The sequence below is a fragment of the Candidatus Amarolinea dominans genome (assembly GCA_016719785.1).
Lineage (GTDB): Bacteria > Chloroflexota > Anaerolineae > SSC4 > Amarolineaceae > Amarolinea > Amarolinea dominans.
Map to the genome: position 1 here is coordinate 203,030 of JADJYJ010000001.1, position 19,503 is coordinate 222,532.

The following is a 19,503-nucleotide window of genomic DNA, read 5'->3' on the forward strand; positions in this document are numbered from 1 at the left end:
TCATGCCGAAGTTTTTATTGCGTCTGATCTCGTTCCCAAGCAAAGAAATCTGGGAGGTGTTGCGCCAGCCGCGGCTGGTGCTGTCCCTCATCCTCGGCCCGTTCCTGATCCTGCTGCTCTTCGGTGTGGGCTATACCGGCGCCCGGCCCCAGGTCAGGGTGCTGTTGGTGGTGCCTGAAGGAGCCGCCATCCGTGACCAAATCCAGCCCATCGCCGGTCAGTATGGCGGGCCGATCAAGGTGGTGGAGATCACCAGCGACGCCGCCGCGGGGCAGGAAAAGCTGATCAACAAGGAAGTGGATGTGCTGGCGCAGTTCCCGGACGATGCCTATGCCAAGTTTCGCAGCGGCCATCCGATCACGCTGACGGTGCTTGTCAACGAAATTGACCCCGTGGGCGCGGACTATGCCGCCTACCTGGTGAATGCACTGGTCACACGTATCAATCAGGACCTGGTGGTCCAAGGGCTGGCCCGGGCGCGCACGCTGTCCGCGGGGCTGGATGAGTTCTCACAGGACACCCTGGTTCGCCTGGATGAATTGGACCAGGCGCTGGGCAACGGTGATACGGCCACCGCGCTGCAACGCCTGGATGAACTGGAAGCGCAGGTGGATGCCGCGTCCGTGGGTTTGGACACGGCCTTGGGTCTGAGCGGCGGCATCTACGCGGCCGTTGGCAGCGCGGTGGGCGGATCCGACGAGGAGGTGCAGAAGTTGCAGGCGTCGCGCGAAGCGCTGACCGACATGAAAGCCACGATCCGCGAAGTACGCGGCCAGATCGTACAGGCGGATGGCGGTGACGTGGCAAAATCACGCGCCCAACTGCAAGAGACACGCGGGCTGCTGGATCAACTGCAAGAGGTGGGCACGCTGCTGCGTGACATCCCGCCGGAGGTGCTGGTCAATCCCTTCACGCTCGACATTCACAACATTAACAGCGACCGCCTGCAGGGCCGGCCGCCTGGCTACATTGATTTCTATGCGCCGGCGGTGTTGGCGCTACTCGTGCAGCACCTGGCCGTGACCTTTGGCGCGCTCTCGCTGGTGCGCGAAAAGCTCCTGGGCGCCGACGAGATTTTCCGCGTGGCGCCCATTGCGCCGGTCGAAATTCTCGCGGGCAAGTATCTCAGCTATATCATTCTGGGGTTGGTGCTCGGCGGTATCTTGACCGCACTCATCCTCGTACTCGGCGTGCCATTCTTCGGCAGTGTGTGGGCTTTTCTGCTGACCCTGCTGCTGGTGACGGTGGCCTCGCTGGGTTGGGGCTTCTTCATCTCGATCATCTCCCAATCCGAAAGCCAGGCAGTGCAACTTTCGATGATTTCACTGCTGGCCGCCGTTTTCTTCAGTGGCTTCTTCCTGCCCATCAGCGGCCTGCGCCTGCCTGTCCAATACCTGGCCTACGCCCTGCCGGTCTACTACGGCCGCGAGGCGTTCCAGCGTCTTTTCCTGGTCGGCGCCTGGCCCAATCCGCAGCACCTGCTGGCTTTGCTGGGCCTGGCAGTCTTCTTTTTCGCCCTCAACAGCGTCCTGTTCGCGCGCGACTACCGCAAGCAGTAGCGGCAGCCAGCCTGCGGGGGGGATGGCGGACTTGCCTGGCAACGACAATTCGTGGTAGAGTGAGAGCAACCGGCCGCGTGTGGGGCCGGCGCGATCTTTCAGGCAACGGGGTGCCGTGATGTCTTTTCCGCCCTCTTCGATGATCAGTCAGCCGATGGCCACAGCAACCCTGCTGATTGCCCTCTATTTCTTGCTCGCTCTGCTAATCGCGGCGCTGTCACAGCAGCTCGCACGGGTGGTGGCCTGGGTCACCTACCTGGCGCCGCGGCACAGACGGCCCTCGCACGAGCGGCGGGAAACGCTGCAAGGTCTGCTTGCCAGCGGCATCAAATTCGCCGCATTTATGGCCGCCATCGTGGCGACACTGGCCCTCTTCATCCGGTCCGACACGCTGATCTGGATGATCGGCCTTTTCAGCGCCGCGTTTGGTCTGGGTGCGCGCGCATTCGTCAACGATCTGCTGGCCGGCGGCAGCTTTATCTTCCGCAACACCTTTGCTATTGGCGAAAAAGTCGAGATGGTCGCGGGCATGGATCGCATTCAAGGGGTGATCGAACGCGTCAACGTGCTGGACACGTTGGTGCGCGCGCCGACCGGAGAGCTGTTCACGGTGCCCAACGGCGAGGTTCGGGTCATTCGCAATTTCAGCCGGGCCAGCTTTTCCACCGTCAAACTGGCCTTCATGGTCGCACACAGCGACCTGGCCCGCGCCCTGGCCCTGGTAGAGGCGCTGGGCGTGGAGGCGGTTACGCTGCTGCCCGACCTGATCGAACCCTGGCAGGTGATTGCCGGCGGTGAAATGCTGGGCAACAAGACCCAGCTCACCGTCATTGCCAAAGCGACCTTCGCGCACGCGGCCTCGCTCAAACTGCAAATCGCCACGCTCTTACAGGGCCGCGTGCAAGGGGCCGGCATCGAGTTGACCGACTAAGTGCAGGTGCTCAGAGGGTGTTGAGGGCAGCCGTCAGCTCCGGCGTCCTGGTCGGTTTGACGGGACGCGGCTCGGTGGTGATGTCGCGCAGCGGCGGTCGTTCCCCACGACCCGTGCCAGCCAGGGCGGTGATTTCGGCGCGGTCGGTGATGATGCGCGCCAGTTTGCCATCGAGCATCTGAATGACGCGGTCGGCGAAGGGCACCATGCGCAGGTCATGCGTCACCATGATGCCGGCGCGGCGCTGCTCGTGAATCAGCGCGGCGAAGGTCTCGACCGCCTGAAAGGCGCGCTCCGTGTCGAGCGAGGCGGTTGGCTCATCGGCCAGCACCACCTGCGGGTTGTGAATCAGGGCGCGGGCGATAGCCACCCGCTGCTGTTGACCGCCCGAAAGCTGGCGCGGCAGGCTGTGCAGGCGATCCCCCAGGCCCAAGCGTGCCAGCAGGTCACGTGCCCGCGCCTGGCTTGCCCTGTCCCGCTGGCCATTCAGACGCAGCATCAGTTCCGTGTTCTCCAACGCGGTCAGATAGGGCACCAGGTTGTTCGCCTGAAAGGTGAAGCCGATCTTTTCACGACGAAACGCGGTACGCTGCGCTTCGCCCATGGTGCTCAAGTCCTGTCCGCCGATCAAGAGCGCGCCGGTCGTCGGCTTGAGCAGGGCTGCCAGCATCGCCAGCATCGTCGTTTTGCCCGAACCGCTGGGGCCGACCAGGGCGACGAATTCGCCCTCGCTCACCGTGAGCGAAACAGCGTCTACCGCATTGATCGTGCCGCTGCCGCCCTGGTAGGTTTTCGTGACCGCGCGTGTTTCCAGTGCAATCGTCATGATTTCTCTTTGCCTTTCGTTCTTTGCTCGCAAGACCGGTTTCTGCGCGAAACCTGCCTTGTTACCTCTCCGCGTGACGCGTTGTCAGGAAGCCAGCCCCAGCGCCATCAACGGCTCCACCTTGAGCGCCTGGCGGATGGAAAGCAGGCCGCCAACCGGGCCGATCACCAGTAGTGAAACGATGCCCACGATGACATTAGGCCCGGTGAAAGCAATGGGGACGGTGGGTGGGAAGACCAATGAGAGGCCAATCGTCACCGCGCTGCCAATGGCGACACCGATCGCAGTCACCAGGATGATTTGAATGATGGAAGCTGCCGCGATGGTGCGGTTGGGCGTGCCAATCGCTTTCAACATGCCGATCTGCGCGACCTTCTGCAAGGTCTGAATCTGGAAGAAGCCGCCGATGACGAGCACACCGATCAACAGCACGAAGCCGCGCTGCGTGTTCAAGGTGCCCTGCTGCGCAGAGTAACCGGGCGTACTCTCGTAAGCCGTCACCAGGTCAGCCGCCTGAATGTCGCTGACTTCAGACTCCAGGCGCAATTTCATGGCCGCGCCGGCGGCAGGATCGAGCAGGCGCACGGCCACCACGTTGGAGATCAGCTCGGCGTCGGCTGGGCCGGCCGCGGCCTGCGGCTTGATCTTCTCGAAAGTCAGCATCGGCACCACGACCGAAGGCTGCAAGGAGTATTGGCGCGCATCGCTGACGCCCACCACGAGCAGATCGTAGTATTCTTCCTTCGCGGCCTGAATCGTCTTGACCCGGATCGTATCGCCGACGCCCACTTTGGCGCGCACGGCCGTGTTGCGGTCAATCACCGCCTCGCTGGCGCGGCGGCCGCTCAGTTGCTGCCCCTGCAGAGCCGGAATCTCGCCAGGCAGCCCCGGCTCCACCCCGATCAACGAGACATTGAGCGGCTTACGATTATCGTCGAAGACGAGCGAAGCCGCGGAGAAGCTAATCGGCCCCACCTCGGCCACACCTTCAACCCGACGGATGGCGTTGAGTTTGGAGCGCTCGATCTTGCTCGTGCCGATCGAATAGTCCACTTTGGCTTTGAAGACGAGTAAATCGGCATCGAGCTTTTCGATATACTGTTTGTTGCCCGAACCCAGGCCTTCGCCCAGGCCGGCAATGAAAAGCACCAACAGCGTAATCAGCGCAATGACCATGCTGAAGAGCAAGAAGCGTCCCCGATTGCGCAGCATTTCTTTGTAGGCCAGATAGGCGCCCATCACATTCATCTCCCCGTACGAATAAGTTCTTTATTGAACTGGGAGATTGGACGGCGCGCCGCGCGAAAAAGCCACACTGGGCGGGCGCCAGTTCGAGACTTCGAGCCGGTTCGTTAGCGGCCCGGCAGCGTGATGACAAACCGGCAGCCGCGGCCCTTGCCCTCGCTGTGCGCTTCGATGCGGCCGCCGTGAGCTTCGACGATCGCTTTGACAATCGCCAGCCCCAGCCCGGTGCCGCCGGTTTCACGGCTGCGCGAGCGATCCGCGCGGTAGAACCGATCGAAGACGGCGGCCAGATGCCCCGCCTCCAGCCCTTCGCCGCTGTCCTGCACCGCCAGCCAGGCTTCCCCCTCACGCAGGCCGGCGCTGATGAACACCTGGCCGTCTGCGGGTGTGTGCCGCAGCGCGTTGAAGAGCAGATTGAAGAGCACCTGCCGCATGCGGATGGGATCCACCGTGAGTTGCGGCAGCTTGTCTGTTTGATCCGCCAACTGCACGCCTTTTTCGACGGCGAGCGGCTCCAGGGCCTGCAAGGTCTCGGTCACCAGCGCGTTGAGATCGGTCGGTTGTTTTTCCAGGGGAAGCTGATGGGTTTCGGCCAGTGACAGGTCGCGCAGATCGTTGACCAGGCGCATGAGGTGGCGCGTCTGCCCGTAGAGATTGGCGATCTCGGCTTCGTCCAGGGCATAGACATGATCCAGCGCGGCGCGCAGGTTTCCCTCCAGCACGGTCAGGGGCGTGCGCAGTTCATGCGAAACGTCCGCCATCAGGTTGTTGCGCAGCGTTTCGGCGTGCTGCAGGTCGGCCGCCATCTTGTTGAAGGTGTCGGCAAGCTGCAACATCTCGCGGCTGCCGCGGGCCTTGACGCGTGTGTCCAGATTGCCCGCGCCGATGTGCTGCGCGGCCCGCGCCAGGTCTGTCATCGGCGCGCTGACGACGCGGCCGATCACCACGCCGGCCATCAGTCCCACCACCAGGGAGAGCGCCATGAAGTTGAGCAAGCGCCGTGCAATCTCAGCCTGATCCGGCTCGCCATCCGCACCCGGCGCGCCCGGCGTTTGCAGCGTGGGCGCAGCGCCGCTTCCCGGCCCATTCTGCGCATCCCTGTCGAACGTGATGGCGAGGAACTGCATGAAGAAGACGAGAAACAACACGCCGCCGATCATCAGGCTGAGCCGAACCCATAACCGGTTCATGGCGCACCGCCGGTCAAGCGATAGCCGACGCCGTAGACGGTCTGAATGATCGTCGGATTGTCCGGGTCGTGCTCGATCTTGCGGCGCAAATTGCGCATATGGGTATCGAGCGCCCGCCCCATGCCTTCGCTGGCGTAACCGAGGGCCTTATCCAGCAGATCATCGCGGGTCAGGGTGTAGCCCGGATTCTGCATGAACAGGGTGAGCAGATTGAACTCCGTGCGCGTCAGCTCCACCGGCCGGCCTTCGATCGTCAGCGTGTGCTGGTTGAGATCGAGCCGCAGGTTGCCTGTCACCAGGACCTGGCCGACCGCGCCCGGCCGTTGATCGAGCCGGGTGCGGCGCAGGAGCGCGTTGACCCGCGCCACCACCTCGCGCGCATTGAACGGCTTGGTGATGTAATCGTCCGCGCCCAGCTCCAACCCCACGATCTTGTCGGTGTCTTCGACGCGCGCGGTCAGCATGATGATCGGTGTTGCGGCCAGGATGCGATCGGCGCGCACGATGCGCGTCACCTCCCAGCCATCGCGGTGGGGCATCATCAGGTCAAGGATGACCAGGTCTGGGCGTTCGTGGCGCAGCGTGTGCAGCGCGGCTTCGCCGTCGCCCGCCAGCAGCACCAGGTAGCCCGCCTGCTCCAGGTAGGCGCGCAGCACTTTCAGAATAGATCGGTCGTCGTCAACCACCAGGATTCGTTGTGGCATAGGCTCATTCTCCCGCAGTCGTCTGGCGTCTCACAACCGCCAGTGAATATCGCTTCGCTGATGTGATGATAACACAGCAATCTCAAGACAATGTCAAGAAGTTCTCGAGCGATACAGTCCGAGCGCACGATCGCGCCCACGCAGCTTGCTGGACACGGATCAACACGGATTTCTTGTCAAGCGGCGTAAAGGCTCAGCCTGCCTGGAATTCAGACAGGATTCACAGGATTGACAGGATATTCGAACCCTCGTGGCGGTAGTTTTGCACACCACAGAGCAAGAATCCTGTTCATCCTGTTCATCCTGTCAAATCAACTTGCAGGGTGAGCAGTTACCAGGCGGCCCAACAAAATCCAGATTCTGTGTAGACGATCTTGAGGATTTCTTGAGATTTCGGTGTTAGCATGGAATTCGTCGGGGCGCACCGTGATGGTCGCCCGAAATACTCAAGAGGAGTTCCAAACCATGTTCAGTTCATCAATCACTCATCGCCCTGCCCGGCGCCGTTCGGCGACGCTGAGGCAAATCGCTGTCGGTCTCCTGGCCCTGCTGGTCAGCAGCATCATGACCGGCTGCGCCGCGCCCGCGCCGGCTGCGCCGGCGGCTACTGCCACCACTGCGGCCGCCGCGCCGGCGGCTCCTGCGGCCACTGCCACCACCGCGCCGGCGGCCGCCGCGCCAGCCGGTCGCCCCGCTATGGGCGGCGGCGTGACGGCGATCAAGGCCACGCCTGCGTTCAAGGATGTGGCTTACGCCAGTGCTTCGGCCACGCAGAAACTCGACATCTACCTGCCCGAGGGCGATGGCCCGTTCCCGGTCGTCATCAACGTGCATGGCGGCGCGTTCAAGATGGGCGATAAGAGCAATCCGGCCAGCGCGGACGATTTCCTGGCCGCCGGTTACGCCGTGGTCAGCGTGGACTACCGCCTGAGCGGCGAAGCCCTGGCGCCCGCACAGATTCAGGATGTCAAGGCGGCCGTGCGCTTTCTGCGCGCCAACGCCGCCGCCTACAAGCTGGCCCCGCAGCGCTTTGCCGCCTTCGGCCAGTCGGCCGGCGGCAGCCTGGTGGCGCTGCTGGGCGCCTCGTGCGGCGCGGCGGCGCTGGAAGGGGCTGAATTGGGCAACGCCGAGCAGTCGAGCTGCGTGCAGGCCGTGATTGACTGGTTCGGCCCCACCGATTTCCTGCAGATGGACCAGCAGTTTGCCGGCACCTCCTGCCCCGCGACCCACGACGCCGCAGACTCGCCTGAATCGCTGGTCGTCGGTGCGGCGATCCAGACCGTGCCCGATAAGGTCAAGCTGGTCAATCCGATCACCTACGTCACCGCAGACGCGCCGGCCTTCCTGATCCAGCATGGCACCGCGGACTGCAACGTGCCGCCGCAGCAGGGCCAACTGCTGTACGATGCCCTGCAGGCCGCCGGTTCAGACAAAGCCACGCTCACCTTCCTCGAAGGCGCAGGCCACGGCGGTTCACAGTTCAGCGACGCCGCCAACATGAAGGTCGTGCTCGATTTCCTGGCCGCCAACCTAAAGTAGGGGCATGGCCTTGCGCCTGCCCGCGTGGGCGACCGCAAGGGTGCGCCCCTACAGATTGAGGCCACCAACCTGAAGGGCATAGCCTGCCCGCGTGGGCGACCGCAAGGGTGCGCCCCTACAAATCGAGAAGATACGACGGCCCCATACCGCCCAAAAACAAAGCCCACGGACAGCGTTTTGCTGTCCGTGGGCTTTCGACCCCGATCCCCGATCCCCGATCCCCGATCCCCGATCCCCGATCCCCGATCTCTAATCTCCGGTCTCCGATCTTCGCGCTTCGCGCTTCGCGCCCTTCGCGCTTCGCGCCCTTCGCAACCTTCGCGTCTTCGCGCTCCAAACTCCGCTCTCACCCATGCCGCCGCATGAAACGGTACATCTTCTCCAGCGCCTGCTCGAGCTTCTCGGTTGCCGTGGCATAGGAACAGCGCACGTAACCGTCACCGCCGACGCCGAAGGCATTGCCGGGCACCACCGCGACATGTTCCTCTTGCAGCAGGCCGTTGGCAAACTCCTCATCGCTCATGCCGCTCTTTTGCACCGATGGGAAGGCGTAGAACGCGCCCTGCGGCTCGAAGCAGTCCAGGCCGATCTCGTTCAAGCCCTTGACGATCAAGCGGCGGCGGCGATCGTAGCTGGCAATCATCGCCTGCACCGCGTCCTCCGCGGCCGGGTCCGACAGGGCCACTACGCCGGCCACCTGGCCCGTGGTGGGCGCGGACATGATCGTGAACTGATGCACCTTGCGCATCGCGGCCAGCAGGTCGGCCGGCCCGGCCGCGTAGCCGATACGCCAACCGGTCATGGCGTAGTTCTTGGACAGCCCGCCCAGCAGGATGGTGCGCTCCTTCATGCCGGGCAGAGCCGGTACGCAGGTGTGCTGCACGCCGTAGACCAGGCGGTCGTAGATTTCATCGGACAGAACGATCAGGTCATGTTTCTGCGCCACCGCGGCGATTTCGACCATGCGCTCATGGCTCATGACCGCGCCGGTTGGATTGTTCGGATAGCCGATCAAGAGGGCTTTGGTGCGGGGAGTGATGGCGGCCTCGATCTGCTGCGCCGTCACCTGGAACTGCGTTTCGACGTAGGTGGGGATGGGCACAGGCACGCCGCCGGCAAACGTGACTTCCGCGGTGTAGGCCACGAAGCAGGGCTGCGGCACGATCACCTCATCGCCCGGATCGAGGATAGCGGTCATCGCCAGGTAGAGCGCCTCGGAGACGCCGACGGTGATGAGCAGCTCGGTCTCTGGATCGTACGACACGCCGTAGAGGGCCGCCAGTTTGGCGGCCACCGCGCGGCGCAGTTCGATCGTGCCAGAGTTAGAGGTGTAGCGCGTTTCTCCGCGCTGCAAGGAGGCAACGCCGGCGTTGCGAATAGCATCAGGGGTGACAAAATCTGGCTCGCCGATGCCCAGCGAGATCACATCGGGCATGGTGGCGGCAATGTCGAAGAAGCGGCGAATGCCAGAGGGGGGCACGCTGGCAACGCGCTGCGAGATACGATCTGACATACGATGGTCCTCCTGCGAATGACGGGGTGGGAGGGGGGGGATCAGGCGGCGCTGAAATCTACCTGTGACGAATCGCCGACGTTGAGTTTGCGGTAGGCGCCGCGCACGAACGCGCCTTTGCCGATCAGCGATTCGCTGAGCATCGTGTCCCCGATCACGGCATCTTCATCCACGATCGAATTGCGGATGAGCGAATTCTGCACGCACGCGCCGGCGGCAATGGTGGCGAAGGGGCCAATCACCGAGCCTTCGATGCAGGCATTGTCGGCAATGTAGACCGGCTGAATGATCGTGGAGTCCACGATGCGCGCCTGGCCCACATACGCGCCGTTGTGCTCCAGCAGGTAGCGATTGGTGTGCAGCACCGTCTCCGGCTTGCCGCAATCCTCCCAAACCTCCACCTGCCGCGTGACGAAGCGCGCGCCCTGCTCGATCATCACCTGGAACGCATCGGCCAGGTAGAACTCCCCCTTGGTCTGGCGATTTTCGGCCATGAGCTGCTCGATGGCCCGGTTGAGCCAGGCGCCGTCATGAATGTGATAGACGCCCACCACCGCCATGCGCTGGTCGAAGCCGGCGGGTTTTTCGATCAACTGAGTGACGAGACCGTCCTCGTCGGTCACCGCCACGCCGAAGCGCCGCGGGTCGGCCACTTCTTTGACGTAGAGGATGCCATCGGCGTCCACCTGCGGGATTTCCAGCAGATTGGCTTCGAAGATGGTGTCCACGAAGATGATCAGGATCGGCCCGGCGATGGCCTCGCGCGCCAGCCAGATGGCGTGCGCCTGGCCGAGCAGCTCCTTCTGTTCGAAGAAGCGCGCCGGGAAATGATAGTTGGCCTCCACGTATTCCCGAATCTGGTCGCCCAGGTAGCCAACGATGAAGATCACTTCGTCCAACTCGATGCCTTTGAGCTGGTCGAGGATGTGACCGAGAACCGGCTTGCCGGCCACGTTGAGCAGCGGCTTGGGTTTGGTGTAGGTGTGAGGGCGCAGACGGGTGCCAAAGCCCGCCAGGGGAATGACAACTTTCATAGCACTGATTGACTCCTCGTTGTTTTTACAGCGGCGGGTGCGGCAAATGCCAGGCGGTGGCCTGCTCGAAGGCGTGCGCAGCGCGCAAGATCTTCTCCTCGCCAAAGGCCGGGCCGAGCAACTGCAGGCCGATGGGCAGCCCGCTGCTATCGAAGCCGCAGGGCATGGAGAGTCCGCAGTTGCCGGCCAGGTTGAGCGACAGGGTGAAGATGTCGGCCAGGTACATCTGCAGGGGATCGTCCGCCTTTTCGCCGATCTTGAAGGCAGTGAAGGGCGAGGTGGGGCAGGCCATCACATCTACCTGCGCAAACGCCCGCTCGAAGTCGCGGCGGATCAGGGTGCGCACCTTCTGCGCGCGCAGGTAATAGGCGTCGTAGTAACCGGCGCTGAGCGCGTAGGCGCCGAGCATGATGCGGCGCTTGACCTCCGGGCCAAAGCCGGCCCCGCGCGTCTGGCGGTAGTTCTCCCAGATGTCGGTGGCGCCGGCGGAAAGGCCAAAGCGCACGCCGTCGTAACGGGCCAAGTTGGCCGAGGCCTCGGCTGGCGCGATCAGGTAGTAGACCGGCAGGGCCTCGGCGGTGGTCGGCATGTTGACTTCGATGATCTCCGCGCCCAGGTCGGCCAGTCTGGCGATGGCCGCGCGCACCGCCTGCTCGGTTTCGGGCTGCATGCCGGCGATGAAATACTCGGCCGGCACGCCGATGCGCATACCGCGCACATCGCCGGTCAGGGCGCGGCGATAGTCCGGCGTCGGCAGGGGCATGCTGGTGGAATCGAGCGGATCGTGCCCGGCGATGGTTTGCAGGAGGATGGCGGCGTCGGTCACGTCTTTGCCAAAGACGCCCACCTGGTCGAGCGAAGAGGCAAACGCGATCAGGCCATAGCGGCTGACCCGGCCGTAGCTGGGCTTGAGGCCGACGACGCCGCAGAAGGAGGCGGGTTGGCGCACGCTGCCGCCGGTGTCGGTGCCGAGCGCGCCCAGGCACAGGTCTGCGGCCACGGCCGCGGCGCTGCCGCCGCTGGAGCCGCCGGGCACGCGCGTCAGATCCCACGGGTTGTGCGTGGTGCAAAAGGCGGAGTTCTCGGTGGAGGAACCCATGGCGAACTCATCGGTGTTGGTTTTGCCCAGGAAGACCGCGCCGGCCGCTTCCAGGCGGGCGACCGAGGTGGCAGTGAAGGGGGGGATGAAATCTTCCAGGATGCGCGAGCCGCAGGTGGTGCGCACCCCTTCCAGGCAGAGCACATCCTTGATGGCGAGAGGAATGCCGAGCAGGGGATGGTCTTCGCCCTGGCTGCGGCGTTGATCCGCGGCCGCGGCCATTTCCAGCGCCATTTCGGGCACGATGGTCAGGTACGCCTGCAGATCGTTGTCCAGGGCGAGGATGCGGTCGAGCACCGCCTGGGTCAGAGCCAGGGAGGTCAACTGCCCGCGTTGCAACAGGTCATGCGCGTCGTGAATGGTAAGGCGAAAGAGGTCCACGGCCATCACTCTTCTTCCAGCACCGCGGCCACGCGGAAATGGTTGTCTTCGGCGTTAGGCGCGTTCGCCAGCACGTCTTCGGTGGGCAGGCAGGGCCGCGCCACGTCCTCGCGCCAGACGTTGGTCAGCGGCAGGACGGAGGCCGTCGCCTCGATGTCGTCGGTCGCTAGGTTTTGCAGGCGTTGGGCGTAATCGAGGATAGTGGAGAGCTGCGTGCGAAAGCGCTCTTTCTCTTCGGCAGTCAAGCCCAGCTTCGCCAGCTCGGCAATGTGTTCGACGTCTTGCAGCGTCAGGGCCATAGTTTATGCTCGATGGGTGAGATGCGATCCTGAACACATTATAGCATCGCCCGCAGTTGCCAGCAAGATTAGCGCCGCCTGTACACTCATTCTTCACTGCAAAGGCGCAAAGATGAAAAGGAAAAGTTCCTTGCGTCCTTGCGCTAACTTCTAACGCAAAGACGCCAGGACGCAAAGGCGCAAAGACAAAAGCAAAAAAACCTTGCGTCCTTGCGTCTCTGCGCCCTGGCGTTAAATTTCTAACGCAAAGATCGCAATGGCTCACACAGGGACACAAAGAAGAAATCTCTGTTCTTGGTGTCCTTTGTGTCCCTGTGTGCGAATTTCTAGCGCCGGCGGCGGAGGGTCAGGGCGGACAGGCCGGCCAGGCCCATCGCAACCAGGGGCAGAACGATGGGGGATGCGGGCGCGGCGCTGATGTCGAGGAGATGCACGGCCGTGGGCGCCGCGTAGGTCGCGCTGATGGGGCCGTGCCGCGTGACCGCGCCGGCCATGTCCACATCCTCCAGCCAATAATAGTAGGTGGTGTTGTTGACCAGGTTGGCCGCGTCCAGCCATTCGTAGCTGAAGCCCTGGCTGCTGCCCGGCGCCTGCGACGGGATCAGGCTGGCGTTGAGCTGCACGTCTGGTGCGTTCGGCGTGGTTCCGCGCCAGAGGTTGAAGCCGACGTTGCCGATCTCGCTGACCGTCTCCCAGGTCACACGTATGGCCTCCCCACTCTGCACGGCGTCGAAGCTCGCCAGCGCCGCGGCCAGGGGCGTGCCTGCGGCGTTCCACAGGCTGAGGCAGGAGGCAGCCGGCGACTGCGTCACCGAGGTGGTGGGCAGACAGTTGACGGCGTTGCTGTTTTCGGAGCATTCGGTCAGGCTGGACGCGGAATCGAGGGTCGTACTGGTGACTTGCAGGGCGCCGCCGGTGAGCAGGCTGCCGCTGCATGCGCACTGCACGGTGGTGTTGACTGTTTCGGTGCGTTGGGCGTACGCGGCCAGCGTTGCTACGCTGCTGTGGGTCGCGCTGTTGGCCGCATCGGCGTCGCTGATGGTGAAGGCGTTGCTGAAGGGGCCGGTGGCCGCGCCGCAGCTCGGATTGGCGAGATTGTAGCTCACGGTGATGGGCGCGTCCACTACGCCGCCGCTGCACGCGGCCGGGTTGACCGCGCCATTGGCAAGGATTTCCAGGGTGGTGTCAATGACCAGTTCAGGCAGGGCAGACGTGGCGGCCAGGCCGGGCGCATTACCGCCGCTGCACTGCGTCGCACCGTTGAAGTAGACCTGCTGCGCGCCCAACTGAGTGCTGCCGTCGTAGCAGAAGCTCTGCAGACTCCAGTTGTAGCCGGTGGCGCGATCAGACTGCAGGGTGTAGGCGCCGCAGCCGTTGGCCGCAGCGCTCAGGTCAATCTCCAGGTAGATCTGCGCCTGGCTGTTGTAGTTGGAATCGCCCGGCGAGGCCGACTCGCACAGGCCGCCGCCTGCGCAGTAGCCTTTAGACACGGTGGGGTCCGGCGGCGGATCGGTGTAGCAGGCATCGCCCCAGTATTCCTCGTTGGTGATGACGTTGCTCAGATTGAGCGCATCGCCGTCGTACCAGGCCACGGTATCGTTGTCGCTGTTGACTGCCGGAATGGACTTGCCGCAGTAGGAGCCGTCATACGTGCCGCTGGTAGAGCTGGGGTCGCCGCCCGCATGCGACCAGTAGGTGCAATCGGTGGCGCCCTGCACGCGATGGACCGAGACCGCGGCCAGCGTGGTGGTTGACGGCGCGCCGCCCGCGCCCGGCTTGAAGACCTTGAGGCCGGTCATGTTCTCGAAATCATCGAAGGGAAGGCGCAGCTTTTCACCGCAGCGCGCCAGCACGGTGAAGTCGAACTTGCAGGTGGGGCAGAAGGTTTTGTTGGACATGCACCAGGCGTCCGAGTGAATACGGCCGGTCGCGCCGGAGGGAGTGGCGAACTTGACGTACAGGTCGCGCACCTCGCCGCCCGTGCCCTCGAAGCAGACCTGGTATTGATCCACGCCGCTGGCCGGCACGGTGATGCTGGTATCCTTGACGCCGGTGGCATCGCCCTGGTTGGTCGCAGAACCGGCCGCGCCCTGGTAATAGGGGGTTGTGGTCAGATTGCCCGCTGCGGTTGTGCCGTTGGAATGGATCGTCAAGCTCTCATTGGCCTGCACATCCACCATGAAGCACATCTTGCCGGCGGCCCGGCAGGGGCTCATGCTCAAGAGGATGCTTTCCGCGCCCGGGCCGGTGGCGGCGTCGCAGAAACCGGGGCCTTCAGCGTTCACACCGCCGGCCGTGCCGCAGGTCTTGGAGCCGTTGGTGGTGATGGATGGGGTGGGAATCGCCACGATGGAGACGGCCGCCGTGTTCGAGGTGGAGACGCCCAGGCCGGCGCCGGTGGCCGTGGCGGCGTTGTTGACCGTGCCGCTGGCGCCGCCCAGGGTGTTGACTTCCACGTTGATGGTGGTGGAAGCGCCCGCGGCCAGCGCGCCGATGCTCCAGGTGGCCGCCTGCGTGCTGCTGTTGAAGGAGGATGTGGCCGGAGATGAGTTGAGAAAATCGAGCTTCGTCTCATCGAAGTCATCGCTCACCGTGACGCCGCTGGCGACTATTCCAAGATTCTGTACCTCCAACGTATAGTTGAGTGCATCGCCAGGGCTGGCCGAGCTTTCACTGGCGGTTTTTGTCACCACCAGATACGGTTGTGCAGACACAGAGAAGTCGTCAATAGACAACCCGTGATCGTCGCCGCTGCTGTTATCATCCTGCCAGCGGAGCCAAATCTCCTGACCATTGGTCACGGTCACATTGATTACCGCAAACAACGTGGTTCGGTTAGCAGCAAGATTTCCGTCCAGCGCGCCAGCCGTGCCTCCTGAAATTGGACCGGCAAAATTGAGCGAACTTGCGGCGGTCCACGAACCGCCGGTGAGGCTGGTAGCACCGACCTGGTAGGCAAACGCGAGCGAGTGCTGCGATGCATCTGCACTGTTTCGCCACTGTTCGCCGGTGTAGCCTATGGCTATGGCAGACACAGTAGAGCCGGTGTCGTTGACCAGGCGCACGCCGTAGTAAATGGCACCGGTCGTTCCAGATGCCACCGAGCCTAGCGCGCGTTCCGTGGAACCGGTCGAACCAAAACTGAAGACAGATCCGGTGGTGCTGGTGCCGGTTCCGGCATTGTAGGTTGTCTTGTTGGTGTACCAACCGGCAATAGTTGAATCATCGGTCCAGGGATTTCCGGTGCCAGTATTGGACAATGTATCGAAGTTCTGTTCGTAAGGAGCGGAGAGGCTGATGGCCGCAGCCGGCGCGGCGCGCACGTGCTCCGCATTGGGTGTAACGCCGGCCAGGGGCAGGAGGGCCATCACAACGACGAGGGGAAACAGGCGCGCCAGGTTTCGAGGAATCCGCATCAGTGTATTTCCTTTCCGGGGAAGACAGGAACGGCTGCGGGATATCGGTGACAGCCGATTCCGCCGTAGCGCGGGGATAGCAACGATACTGCAACCGGACTAACTGATAGACGGATGGATTTTTCGCGTTGCCGGCGATGCTCACACAGGGACACCAAGAAACAAAGAAGAAATCTCTGTTCTTGGTGTTCTTTGTGTCCCTGTGTGCGAATTTCTAGCGCCGGCGGCGGCGCCCGGCGGCGGCCAAACCGGCCAACGCCAGCAGCCCCGCCGCTACCAAGGGCAGCACCCCCGGCAGTGCGGCCGCGGAATCGGCGCCGAGCAGGCGCACGGCCGTAGGCGCGGAATAGGTCGCGCTGATCGGCCCGTGCCGCGTGACCACGCCCGCGATGTCCACATCCTCCAGCCAGTAGTAGTAGGTGGTGTTATTGACCAGGTTGGCCGCGTCCAACCACTCGTAGCTGAAGCCCTGGCTGCTGCCCGGGGCCTGCGACGGGATCAGCGTGCTGTTGAGCTGCACGTCCGGCGCGTTCGGCGAAGTGCCGCGCCACAGGTTGAAGCCCAGGTTGCCGATCTCGCTGACCGTTTCCCAGGTGACCAGGATGGCGTCGCCGCTCTGCGTCGCATCGAAGCTGGCGAGAGGAGCGGAGAGGGGGGCTTGCTCGCCTCCCGTGAAATCGGAAAAACCGGTGACGGTACCCGACAGTTTGTTGTTTGGCGCATCCACGGCATCGAGCAGCGTCCAGGTGGAGCCGTTGTACTTGCCGGCGTAGAGGCTGGCCTCTGTGCCAGCAATGTCGGCATCCAGGTAGAAGAACGAGGCGCTGCAGGAGAAGCTGCTGATGCCAGACGACGTCACAGTCCAATAGCGCGTCACGAAATTCGTCGCGCTAGTGTTACTGGGATGTTTGGCGTCGGTCAAACGGACGGCCGCATAGGCGCTGCTGAAGGCGCCGCTGGTGAAGTTCAGCGTCACCGGCGAATACTCGGCTGTGTCGGTGTTGTCACCCACCGGGAAGGTGAATGAACCGGTCCCGGTGAACCCCCGACGAAACTCCCCGGTACTGGTGGGGACGACCATGTTGGTTGCGCTGAAGGTCGAGCCGCCGGAGCCATCCTGAACCGAGGCGCCAGCGTCCACGATCAAATTGTTGCTGCCGAGCGTCACTAGCCCGCCCAGCTTGAGGCGGTTATTGACGGTGGTGGCCGCATTGAGCGAAACCCCGGTTGACGATGCATTGTTGACATAGAGATAAGCAAACGTCGTCGCGCCGTTGATGGTCTGGGCGGAGGCGCCATTGAACGTCACCTCACGGGAGTTGTGCGTGAAGGTGCCCGCATGGGTCCAGTCGCCGCCCACATTGAGGTCGCCGCTGCCGGCCGCAGAAAGGGTTAGTGTGCCGTTGTTCGTCACGCTGCCGAGCACGGTCAGGGAGTTTGTCATGGCGCCCATGGATAAAGTCGAGCCAGTATCAATCGTCAGGCTACCCGCCATTTGGCGGTTTGCGCTGCCACCGTTACTCAGGTCGAGGGTGGTACTGCTGCTGATCTGCACATTGGCGGGATAACCAGGGCTACTGGTGGCGCTCCATTCCAGGCCGCGGCCGTAAGTGCCGCCCGTGTTGTACTTGAGGGTCGAGGCGCTGCCGTAGGTCGGTGGGTTAGTGCTGACGTAGCCGCCGGGGTTGATGGTCAGCGTGCCGTTTACAGTGGAGCTACTGCCAAAATTCGCGCCAGTGCCGGTGATCGTCATGTTGTAGAAAGTAATTGAGCTGCTGACTGTTGAAACCACAACACCATAACTGCTGTTGAACAACACAGTGCCAGTGCCAGCGGTGAAAGTGCCATTTCGTAGAATACCAGGGGTACCGCCAGAAGAGCTGATAGTCAACGTGTTAGAGCTTCCATCGAACGTTGCCCCACCTTCTATCTCCAGAAAATAGATGGCTCCCGGGCTAGTATTGAGTGTTACCGTGTGACCATTCTTAATGGTAACGTAATCGTTGGTGCTCTGGCCAGGGTAGTTGCTACCACAACCGCCCCAGACCGAAGTATCGTTCCAGTCCCCGGATTTTGTCGTGTAACAGGATGCAGCGCTCGCATCATTAGGAGTCAACAAAACCGCTGCGGCAATCAGACAAACCGCGACTACGCTCAGGCGCATCACTTTGCTTGTGCTTTTCATACTTTCCTCCTCGATGTGCCGGTTACCCCCGGCTGGGTGTCAGGTTGAGATGTTTACTGAAAGGTGAGCTACCTGACCAGCAGGACCCAGCGGCTCACGGTGGGCAGGGGGATTTCACGATAGGTTTGGGGGAGCGCAGCCCACCAGGCGGCCAGGCCTTGCTGGACAGCCAGGGCATCGCTGCGCGGCGGCCCGTCTCCAGGCCGCCACTGCCAGGCGGGCATGATGATCGCTTGCGGGGGTTGTGCGGCCAACCGGCGCTGCACCAGGGCCGCGTCGCTGCCCGTGGTTCCCAGGCCGGCATGCACGATGTCGAACGGCGTCGGGTTGGGGCGGCCGGCCAACAGATACCAGCCGGGCGCAAAACCGGTGACGAAGATCGGCTCGCCCACCGCCTCCTGCACCGCCTCCTGCAGCGGCCGCACCTGCTCGACCACCTCCTGCGCCAGCGCAACCGGGCCTACCGCGGTCGTCACCCAACCGCGCGGCTGCGTGAAGTAGAGATCAGGCAGCAACGCCTGGCCGCCCAGGTTGAGCACGCCAACCACGGCCGCGGCCCACAGAACCAGGGAGCGCCGCCAGCCGCCGAATGAATTCGGGGCGAAGGGGCGTTCCGCCGCCAGGTCGGCCTGCGCCGACCCGTCCCGCGTCCACGCAGGTGGACGCCCGGCGGCACGCCCGTCAGGCGCGATTTCAATCGCTCGCCCGCCGAATGAATTCGGGGCGAAGGGGCGTTCCGCCGCCAGGTCGGCCTGCGCCGACCCGTCCCGCGTCCACGCAGGTGGACGCCCGGCGGCACGCCCGTCAGGCGCGATTTCAATCGCTCGCTTTGCCGGCGCTCGCCTTCCCAACGCCGGCTGTCGCCCGGCCTCGGCATCCGGACCAGGTTCGATCCACAGCCACCAGAGGAGCGCGGCCGAGGGCACGGCCACGAAGCCGTTGGCGGCGCCGATCATGACGTAGCGCAGGTTGGCCAGCACGGCCAGCGCCCACAGCGGCCACCAGGCCGCGGGAACGGGCTGACGCCGCGCATGCCAACCGGCCGCCAGCAGCACGAAGAACAAGGCGCCCCAGGGCAGAGCGGCCAGCCAGACCAGCGCCTGCGCGGGTGCGAGCTGAATCTGCTGCCACTCGCCGCGGCGCAGGTGCGCCAGGGCTGCGCTGCCGCCGCCCACCGCCAGATCAGGCAGCAGCAGGCCCAGGGTGAGCAGGCCGGCCAGCAGGGCCAGGCCAATGCCGGCGCGCCGCCAGGCCGGCCGCGTCCGGGTCACGGCCAGGGCCGCGAGGCCGAACCAGAAGCTGCCCAGCCCGAGCAGCCAGCGCTGGGAGACGAGCACGCCGGGCTGAATGCCCCACACCTGGCGGCTGACCAGTTCATCGTACAGCGCGTAGCCCCGCCAGATCGGCCACCAGCCGGCGCTGGCCGCCTGCCAGGCCAGGCCGCCCGCGGATACCAGCAGGCTGCTGCCCAGGAAAAGGGCTGCGGCCCGGGCTGAGCGCGGCCGGTGCAGGAGGAGCGCCGCGGCGCAGGCGCCGGCGGCCATCACCCCGAACTCGATCTTGCTCAAGACCGCCAGCCCGG

Annotated in this window: 14 protein-coding genes; 3 read left to right on the top strand and 11 right to left on the bottom strand. The window is 63.9% G+C overall.

Annotation, left to right across the window (positions count from 1 at the left end; translation table 11 throughout):
- Positions 1-2: 2 nt before the first annotated feature.
- The gene (locus IPM84_00900; GenBank protein MBK9091344.1) at positions 3-1,559 is read left to right on the top strand and encodes an ABC transporter permease; all 1,557 of its coding nucleotides are present in this window, start codon (positions 3-5) and stop codon (positions 1,557-1,559) included.
- A 154-nt stretch (positions 1,560-1,713) separates the two neighbouring features.
- Positions 1,714-2,490, top strand: coding sequence for a mechanosensitive ion channel family protein (locus IPM84_00905; protein MBK9091345.1), 777 nt, complete (start codon positions 1,714-1,716; stop codon positions 2,488-2,490).
- A gap of 10 nt (positions 2,491-2,500) precedes the next feature.
- Here the strand turns inward: IPM84_00905 and IPM84_00910 are convergent, their stop codons facing one another.
- The 4 genes from IPM84_00910 to IPM84_00925 form a co-directional block, all read right to left on the bottom strand.
- Positions 2,501-3,316 (bottom strand): ABC transporter ATP-binding protein, encoded by an 816-nt coding sequence (locus IPM84_00910; protein ID MBK9091346.1) that lies wholly within the window; start codon positions 3,314-3,316, stop codon positions 2,501-2,503.
- Between the two features lie 84 nt (positions 3,317-3,400).
- A complete protein-coding gene (locus tag IPM84_00915; protein MBK9091347.1) occupies positions 3,401-4,555 on the bottom strand; it encodes an ABC transporter permease in 1,155 nt (384 codons plus the stop codon).
- 113 nt (positions 4,556-4,668) lie between these two features.
- Positions 4,669-5,751 (bottom strand): HAMP domain-containing protein, encoded by a 1,083-nt coding sequence (locus tag IPM84_00920; protein ID MBK9091348.1) that lies wholly within the window; start codon positions 5,749-5,751, stop codon positions 4,669-4,671.
- Complete coding sequence (locus IPM84_00925) at positions 5,748-6,455, bottom strand: response regulator transcription factor (GenBank protein ID MBK9091349.1); 708 nt, start codon at positions 6,453-6,455, stop codon at positions 5,748-5,750. Before IPM84_00925 ends, IPM84_00920 begins: the two co-directional genes overlap by 4 nt.
- Positions 6,456-7,151: 696 nt before the next feature.
- On the opposite strand from IPM84_00925, the gene IPM84_00930 reads away from it, so the two are divergent.
- Complete coding sequence (locus IPM84_00930) at positions 7,152-7,994, top strand: alpha/beta hydrolase (GenBank protein ID MBK9091350.1); 843 nt, start codon at positions 7,152-7,154, stop codon at positions 7,992-7,994.
- 346 nt (positions 7,995-8,340) lie between these two features.
- Here IPM84_00930 and IPM84_00935 read toward each other — a convergent pair whose 3' ends face one another.
- The 7 genes from IPM84_00935 to IPM84_00965 form a co-directional block, all read right to left on the bottom strand.
- Entirely contained in the window at positions 8,341-9,507 is a 1,167-nt protein-coding gene (locus IPM84_00935; GenBank protein ID MBK9091351.1) for an aminotransferase class I/II-fold pyridoxal phosphate-dependent enzyme, read from the bottom strand.
- Positions 9,508-9,548: 41 nt separating this feature from the next.
- The gene (locus IPM84_00940; GenBank protein MBK9091352.1) at positions 9,549-10,541 is read right to left on the bottom strand and encodes an NTP transferase domain-containing protein; all 993 of its coding nucleotides are present in this window, start codon (positions 10,539-10,541) and stop codon (positions 9,549-9,551) included.
- A gap of 25 nt (positions 10,542-10,566) precedes the next feature.
- Positions 10,567-12,027, bottom strand: a complete 1,461-nt coding sequence (gene gatA, locus IPM84_00945; protein MBK9091353.1) for an Asp-tRNA(Asn)/Glu-tRNA(Gln) amidotransferase subunit GatA — start codon at positions 12,025-12,027, stop codon at positions 10,567-10,569.
- Positions 12,027-12,320: an Asp-tRNA(Asn)/Glu-tRNA(Gln) amidotransferase subunit GatC gene (gene gatC / locus IPM84_00950; GenBank protein ID MBK9091354.1), complete on the bottom strand. Its 294-nt coding sequence runs from the start codon at positions 12,318-12,320 to the stop codon at positions 12,027-12,029. The genes gatA and gatC overlap by 1 nt, the downstream gene beginning before the upstream one ends.
- A 326-nt stretch (positions 12,321-12,646) precedes the next feature.
- The gene (locus IPM84_00955) at positions 12,647-15,736 is read right to left on the bottom strand and encodes a DUF11 domain-containing protein (protein MBK9091355.1); all 3,090 of its coding nucleotides are present in this window, start codon (positions 15,734-15,736) and stop codon (positions 12,647-12,649) included.
- A gap of 214 nt (positions 15,737-15,950) precedes the next feature.
- Entirely contained in the window at positions 15,951-17,528 is a 1,578-nt protein-coding gene (locus IPM84_00960) for a hypothetical protein (GenBank protein ID MBK9091356.1), read from the bottom strand.
- Positions 17,529-17,989: 461 nt separating this feature from the next.
- Positions 17,990-19,489, bottom strand: coding sequence for a hypothetical protein (locus IPM84_00965; GenBank protein MBK9091357.1), 1,500 nt, complete (start codon positions 19,487-19,489; stop codon positions 17,990-17,992).
- Between the last annotated feature and the right edge of the window lie 14 nt (positions 19,490-19,503).

Excerpts from the sequence above, each read along its gene's own strand:
- gatA (MBK9091353.1), bottom strand. The coding sequence starts at position 12,027 with ATGGCCGTGGACCTCTTTCGCCTTACCATTCACGACGCGCATGACCTG.
- IPM84_00915 (MBK9091347.1), bottom strand. The coding sequence starts at position 4,555 with ATGGGCGCCTATCTGGCCTACAAAGAAATGCTGCGCAATCGGGGACGC.
- IPM84_00955 (MBK9091355.1), bottom strand. The coding sequence starts at position 15,736 with ATGCGGATTCCTCGAAACCTGGCGCGCCTGTTTCCCCTCGTCGTTGTG.
- IPM84_00925 (MBK9091349.1), bottom strand. The coding sequence starts at position 6,455 with ATGCCACAACGAATCCTGGTGGTTGACGACGACCGATCTATTCTGAAA.
- IPM84_00940 (MBK9091352.1), bottom strand. The coding sequence starts at position 10,541 with ATGAAAGTTGTCATTCCCCTGGCGGGCTTTGGCACCCGTCTGCGCCCT.
- IPM84_00935 (MBK9091351.1), bottom strand. The coding sequence starts at position 9,507 with ATGTCAGATCGTATCTCGCAGCGCGTTGCCAGCGTGCCCCCCTCTGGC.
- IPM84_00905 (MBK9091345.1), top strand. The coding sequence starts at position 1,714 with ATGGCCACAGCAACCCTGCTGATTGCCCTCTATTTCTTGCTCGCTCTG.
- IPM84_00900 (MBK9091344.1), top strand. The coding sequence starts at position 3 with ATGCCGAAGTTTTTATTGCGTCTGATCTCGTTCCCAAGCAAAGAAATC.
- gatC (MBK9091354.1), bottom strand. The coding sequence starts at position 12,320 with ATGGCCCTGACGCTGCAAGACGTCGAACACATTGCCGAGCTGGCGAAG.
- IPM84_00920 (MBK9091348.1), bottom strand. The coding sequence starts at position 5,751 with ATGAACCGGTTATGGGTTCGGCTCAGCCTGATGATCGGCGGCGTGTTG.
- IPM84_00930 (MBK9091350.1), top strand. The coding sequence starts at position 7,152 with ATGGGCGGCGGCGTGACGGCGATCAAGGCCACGCCTGCGTTCAAGGAT.
- IPM84_00910 (MBK9091346.1), bottom strand. The coding sequence starts at position 3,316 with ATGACGATTGCACTGGAAACACGCGCGGTCACGAAAACCTACCAGGGC.